Origin of the sequence: Aquibium sp. A9E412 (assembly GCF_030398335.1) — a bacterium.
GTDB lineage: Bacteria > Pseudomonadota > Alphaproteobacteria > Rhizobiales > Rhizobiaceae > A9E412.
The window spans coordinates 1-6,149 of sequence record NZ_JAOAOP010000110.1; the positions used below are offsets into that span (position 1 = coordinate 1).

Below are 6,149 nucleotides of genomic sequence, written 5' to 3' on the forward strand. Positions count from 1 at the left end.
TCGGGCCGGCCGAGCGCGTGGCATGAGACGGGCGAACGGAGCCCCGCCATGACAGCCCTCGCCGCCTTCGCCGACATCCATCCGCCGGTCGCCGCCGCGCTCGCCGAGGGGCGGCCGGTGGTGGCGCTCGAAAGCACCATCCTGACGCACGGCATGCCGTGGCCCGACAACGAGGCGATGGCCGAGGCGGTCGAGGCGCTGATCGTCGCCGAGGGCGCGGTGCCGGCCACCATCGCCGTCGTCGACGGGCGGCTGAAGATCGGCCTGCCGGGCGACCAGCGCCGCCGGCTGGCGCGGGCCGGCGCGGCGATGAAGCTGTCGCGCGCCGACCTCGCCTTCGCCATCGCCGAGGGCCGCTCGGGCGGCACCACCGTCGCCGCCACCATGATCGCGGCGGCCACAGCCGGCATCGCGGTCTTCGCCACCGGCGGCATCGGCGGCGTGCACCGCGGCGCGGAGACGAGCTTCGACGTGTCGGCCGATCTCGACGAGCTGGCGCGCAGCCCGGTCGTCGTGGTGTCGGCCGGCGCCAAGGCGATCCTCGACATCGGCAAGACGCTCGAGGTGCTGGAGACGCGCGGCGTGCCGGTGGTCGGCTACGGCACCGACACGATGCCCGCCTTCTGGTCGCGCCGCTCGCCGTTCGCCGCGCCGCTGCGCCTCGACACGCCGGAGGCGGTGGCGCGCTTCCAGGCGACGCGCCGCGCGCTCGGGCTTGCCGGCGGCATGCTGGTCGCCAACCCGGTGCCGGAGGCCGACGAGATCCCGGCGGCCACGATCGACCGCCACATCGCCGCCGCGCAGGCCGAGGCCGAGCGCCGGGGCGTCGGCGGCAAGGCGCTGACGCCCTTCCTGCTCGAGCGCATCGTGGCGCTGACCGACGGCGCCAGCCTGGCGACCAACATCGCGCTGGTGAAGAACAACGCCCGCCTCGCCGCCGCCATCGCGCGGGCGATCGCCGCCGCCACGGACGGCGGCCCGGCATGAAAAGGCCGCCCGGACGCGGCCGGGCGGCGCTGTCGTTGCCGTGCGGCTTGGCGGACGCGCGGCGGCGTCCGTCGGGCGGCCGTCAGGCCGGCGTCAGCGGCGCCAGGCGGATCTCGACGCGGCGGTTCTGCGCCCGGCCGGCCTCCGTGGCGTTGCTGGCGATCGGCTGCGTCTCGCCGAGCCCGATGATGGAGAAGCGGCGCGGATCGACGCCCTGCGCGGTCAGATAGTTGGCGACCGAGCCGGCGCGGCGCTGCGACAGGCGCAGGTTGTAGCCCTCGTCGCCGGTCGAATCGGTGTGGCCGTACACGTCGACCAGCGTGCGGTTGTACTCCTGGAGCACCAGCGCCACCGAATTGAGCGTCGAATAGAAGCTCGGCATGATGGAATCCTGGTCGGTGGCGAAGGTGATGTTGGACGGCATGTTCAGCACGATGAACTGGCCGTCGCGCGTCACGCTGACACCGGTGCCCTGCAGCTGGGCGCGAAGCTGCGCCTCCTGCTGGTCCATGTAGGCGCCCACCGCGCCGCCGGCGAGCGCGCCGAGGCCGGCGCCGATCAGCGCGTTGCGCCGGTCGTCGCCGCCGGCGAGCAGGCCGACGCCGGCCCCCGCGAGCGCGCCGAGCGCGGCGCCGCCGGCCGTGTTGGAGACCTTCTGCTGGCCCGTATAGGGGTCGGTGGTGCAGGCGGCGACGAACAGCGCGGCCGCGGACACGGCGAAAAGTCTCTTGTGCATGGTGGAAGTCCTCTCCTGAACGATCGCCGCGCGGCGCGACCCCGCGGCCCTCGCCTTGGCTCTTCGATGGCAATTGCGGCGAAAAGCCGTATGGCGCGGGGGCGCCCGGGTCAAGCCGCGGCGCGTCAGTCGCTGCGGTAGAGGAGCCAGTTCTTCTTGAACTTTCCGGCGGCAAGCTGCGAGTGCAGCGTCACCCGGTCGCGGCCGTTCACCTTGGAGGCGTAGAGCGCGCGGTCGGCCTTGGCATAGAGGTCGTCGGGGCTGTCGGCCTCCGACGCCATGCACACGCCGAGCGAGATTGTCACCGGGCCGCAGGCGGCCACGCCGGGTGCTGCGCGCACGTCGGCCCTGGCGATCGCCCGGCGCGCGGCTTCGGCGACGCGGGCCGTCGCGTCCTCCGTCAGGCCCTCGACGACCAGCGCGAACTCCTCGCCGCCGGTGCGCGCGACGAAGCTGCCGGCCCCGCCGCTGGCGGTCAGCAGCCGGCCGACCATCTGCAGGATGCGGTCGCCCATCGGGTGGCCGTGCCGGTCGTTGAAGGCCTTGAAGGCGTCGATGTCGGCGAGGATCAGCGCGCCGAACATCACGCTCTTGTTGTCGTTGTAGATCTCGCCCAGCTTCTTGTCGAAGGCGCGGCGGTTCCACACCTTGGTCAGCGGGTCAGTCTCGGCCAGCCGCTTGTACTCCTCGAGCGTCGACTTCATCTTCTCGAGCTCGGCCGACTTGTCGGCCATCGACTTGGCGATGTGGCGGCCCTGCTCGAGCGTCGTTTCGGTGGCGGCGGCCATGATGCCGACGATCTTCTGCAGCAGCTCGCGCGACAGCGCGTAGCGGCCGCTCAGGCCATCCGAGGTCTGGTCGAGGATGACGCCGAACTTCTCCAGCGAATTGCGCTCCTTGATGAGCAGCGCCATGATCTCGCGGGTGCGCTCGACGACCTCGTCATGCGCCTCCTCGACGACGGCGTGGCGGTTGCCGGCGGTGAAGAAGCGGTTGGCGAGCTGGTCGAGCGCCGCCTGGCTCGGCTGCGGGCCGAGGGCGGAGAAGGCCTCGCCGAGCTCGGCATTGGAGCCGGTGAAGACCTCGTAGAAGATCTCGTAGTTGCGTGGCAGCCCCACCACGCCCATGCGCTGCATCGAGGCCGCAATGCTGGCGGCGATGTCGGCATGGCCGTCGTCTGGGGCGGTCAGTGGCTGCATCGCACTCCGTGTCCGTTCTGAGCCGACCGGTGCGGCCGCCGGCAAGGCCGCCGCGCGAACGCGCCGGACGCCGATCGCCGAACACTAGCCGAGCCCGGCTAACGCTGGGTTAATCGCGCGCCGGGCGCCGGCGCCGGCCGGCCGCGCACGGGGCTTTGTGTTGTCCGCGCGGGCACGCTACAGGTGCCGAAGCACGATGCCTGGAGGAGCCGTTGAGCGAGACGCAGGAGCCGCACCCCGACGCCGAAGGCGAGGTCCAGCCGGCCGAGCTCTACGACGACGGCGTCGTCACCGCCGCCTATCTGGCACATATCGGAGCGGCGATCGCCGACCGCGACACGCTGACGCTGCGCACCGACGTCGGCGGGCTGCACCAGTCGGAGATCGGCGACCTGCTCGAGGCGCTGATGCCCGAGCAGCGCCGCGCCCTGGTCGAGCTGATGGGCGAGGACTTCGACTTCACGGCGCTGACCGAGGTCGACGAGGCGATCCGCCTCGACATCGTCGGCCACCTGCCCAACGCGCAGATCGCCAAGGCGGTCCAGCAGCTCGATTCCGACGACGCCGTCTACATCCTCGAGGATCTCGACCTCGAGGACCAGAACGAGATCCTGGCGCAGCTGCCCTTCACCGAGCGCATCCGGCTGCGCCGCTCGCTCGGCTATCCGGAGGAGACGGCCGGCCGGCGCATGCAGACCGAGTTCGTCGCCGTGCCGCCCTTCTGGACGGTCGGCCAGACGATCGACTACATGCGCGAGGAGCAGAACCTGCCCGACAGCTTCGCGCAGATCTTCGTCATCGATCCGACCTTCCGGCTGGTCGGCGCCGTCGACCTCGACCGCATCCTGCGCACCAAGCGCGCGGTCAGGATCGAGGACGTGATGCGCGAGACGCGGCACGCCATCCCGGCCACCATGGACCAGGAGGAGGCGGCGCAGATCTTCGAGCAGTACGACCTTCTGTCGGCCGCCGTGGTCGACGAGAACGACCGGCTGGTCGGCGTGCTGACCATCGACGACGTGGTCGACGTCATCCAGCAGGAGGCCGAGGAGGACCTGCTGCGCATGGGCGGCGTCGGCGACGAGGAGCTGTCCGACACCGTCGTCGCGACGACGCGCTCGCGCGTGCCGTGGCTGATGGTCAACCTGGCGACCGCCATCCTCGCCTCGCTGGTGATCGGCCTGTTCGACGCCACCATCGAGCAGATGGTGGCGCTCGCCGTGCTGATGCCGATCGTCGCCTCGATGGGCGGCAACGCCGCGACCCAGACGATGACGGTGACGGTGCGCGCGCTGGCGACGCGCGACCTCGACATCTACAACGCCGCGCGCATCATCCGCCGCGAGACGATGGTCGGCTTCATCAACGGCGTCGTGTTCGCCGTCATCATGGGCGCGGTGGCGGCACTGTGGTTCGGCGACACGAGCCTCGGCGGCATCATCGGCGCGGCGATGATCGTCAACATGCTGGCCGCCGCGCTGGCCGGCATCATGACGCCGCTGCTGCTCGACAAGCTGGGCATCGACCCGGCGGTCGCCTCCTCCGTCTTCGTCACCACGGTGACCGACGTGGTCGGCTTCTTCGCCTTCCTCGGCCTCGCCGCCTGGTGGTTCGGGATCGGCTAGATGTGCGCTTTCAGGCGAAACGGAAACCGGTTCGCCGTCCGCAAGACGCGCCAAGACAACAACTCGGAGCCGATCCGCGATTCCCGTGAAAAGCAGAACGGCTTCAAGGCGCGGCCCGGCCGCCGCCCGTCCGCTCGCCGCGCCGCTGCCTCAGGCGGCCGCCGCGCGCGGGCCGCGGGTGCGCATCAGGATGAACAGCATCACCGCCACGTTGAGCAGGTTCCAGGCGATGCCGTTGACGAAGGCGGCGTCGTAGGAGCCGGTCAGGTCGTAGATCCAGCCCGACAGCCAGCCGCCGAACGCCATGCCGACGATGGTCGCCATGATGACGATGCCGACGCGCTGGCCGGCCTCGCGGGCGGGCAGGTATTCGCGCACGATGATGGCGTAGGACGGCACGATGCCGCCCTGCGCCAGGCCGAAGACCAGCGACACGACGTAGAGCGCGGCCAGCCCGTCGAACGGGATGTAGAGGGCGAGCGCCAGCCCCTGCAGCACCGAGCCGATGAGCAGCGTCGGCACGCCGCCGATGGCGTCGGCCAGGAAGCCGGAGGCGAGCCGGCTGACGATGCCGGCCGCCAGCATCAGCGACAGCATCTCGGCGCCGCGCGCCAGCCCGTAGCCGAGATCGACCGCATAGGCGACGATGTGGACCTGCGGCATCGACATGGCGACGCAGCAGCCGATGCCGGCGACGATCAGCAGCCCCTGCAGGGCGCGCGGCGACAGCCCGGCATCGGCGCGCGGCCGGTGGCGCGGGCCGACCGGCGCCGCGGCGCCCGCCTCGGCCTCGGCCGGCGGGCGGCGGCGCAGCAGCGCGGCGAGCGGCACCAGCGTGGCCAGGCAGATGACGCCGATCGCCACATAGGTGCCGCGCCAGCCGAGCGACGGCATCGCCGCCTGCATGAAGACCGGCCAGGCCGCGCCGGCGAAATAGTTGCCGCTGGCGGCGATCGCCACCGCGATGCCGCGGCGCCTGGCGAACCAGTGCGAGACGTCGGCGATCAGCGGCCCGAAGGTGGCCGAGCCGCCGATGCCGATGAGCAGGCCCTGCAGGGCGGCGAACTGCCACATGGATCCCGACAACCCGGCCAGCACGAAGCCGGCGCCGAGCGCAGCGCCGGCAAGCCCGATCGGCAGCGCGACGCCGAAGCGGTCGACGATGCGGCCGATCAGCACGTTGCCGAGCGCGAAGCCGATCATCGTCGTGGTGTAGGGCAGCGAGGCGTAGGCGCGGTCGACGGCGAAATCCGCCTGCACCTGCGGCAGCACGACGACGAAGGCCCACATGCCGACATTGCCCACCGTGGCGATCAGCACGCACAGCGCCAGCCGCCGCCAGGCGTAGGCGCCGTCAATGTCGCTCGGCGTATCGATCGACGTCGCTCGCACGGGGTCCGGACCTGCCGCAGCTTCGAAGTTCCAGCCCTGGAACCGATCACGGGTTCGCAGATCGGCTCCAAGTCATTGTCTTGACGCGTTCTAGAACGGCGAACCGGTTTCCACTTCGCCTGGAAACGCCTTAGCCGCCGCGCCGCGCCACCGATAGGGCCAGCGACGGCGCGCCGGCTGGCCTGATCCTTGCGCCGCGCTGGTCCACAG

Annotated in this window: 5 protein-coding genes; 2 read left to right on the top strand and 3 right to left on the bottom strand. The window is 71.5% G+C overall.

The features are described from left to right. Positions 1-48: 48 nt before the first annotated feature. Positions 49-987 (top strand): pseudouridine-5'-phosphate glycosidase, encoded by a 939-nt coding sequence (locus N1F89_RS20070; RefSeq protein ID WP_290086237.1) that lies wholly within the window; start codon positions 49-51, stop codon positions 985-987. A gap of 82 nt (positions 988-1,069) precedes the next feature. Here N1F89_RS20070 and N1F89_RS20075 read toward each other — a convergent pair whose 3' ends face one another. Beyond that, the gene (locus N1F89_RS20075) at positions 1,070-1,723 is read right to left on the bottom strand and encodes an OmpA family protein (RefSeq protein WP_290086238.1); all 654 of its coding nucleotides are present in this window, start codon (positions 1,721-1,723) and stop codon (positions 1,070-1,072) included. Between the two features lie 125 nt (positions 1,724-1,848). Then, positions 1,849-2,922 (bottom strand): GGDEF domain-containing protein, encoded by a 1,074-nt coding sequence (locus N1F89_RS20080; protein WP_290086239.1) that lies wholly within the window; start codon positions 2,920-2,922, stop codon positions 1,849-1,851. A 212-nt stretch (positions 2,923-3,134) separates the two neighbouring features. On the opposite strand from N1F89_RS20080, the gene mgtE reads away from it, so the two are divergent. Then, positions 3,135-4,547, top strand: coding sequence for a magnesium transporter (gene mgtE / locus N1F89_RS20085; protein WP_290086240.1), 1,413 nt, complete (start codon positions 3,135-3,137; stop codon positions 4,545-4,547). 150 nt (positions 4,548-4,697) lie between these two features. Here mgtE and N1F89_RS20090 read toward each other — a convergent pair whose 3' ends face one another. Further along, positions 4,698-5,939, bottom strand: coding sequence for an MFS transporter (locus N1F89_RS20090; RefSeq protein ID WP_290086241.1), 1,242 nt, complete (start codon positions 5,937-5,939; stop codon positions 4,698-4,700). Positions 5,940-6,149: the final 210 nt, after the last annotated feature.

Excerpts from the sequence above, each read along its gene's own strand:
- N1F89_RS20070 (WP_290086237.1), top strand. The coding sequence starts at position 49 with ATGACAGCCCTCGCCGCCTTCGCCGACATCCATCCGCCGGTCGCCGCC.
- N1F89_RS20075 (WP_290086238.1), bottom strand. The coding sequence starts at position 1,723 with ATGCACAAGAGACTTTTCGCCGTGTCCGCGGCCGCGCTGTTCGTCGCC.
- N1F89_RS20080 (WP_290086239.1), bottom strand. The coding sequence starts at position 2,922 with ATGCAGCCACTGACCGCCCCAGACGACGGCCATGCCGACATCGCCGCC.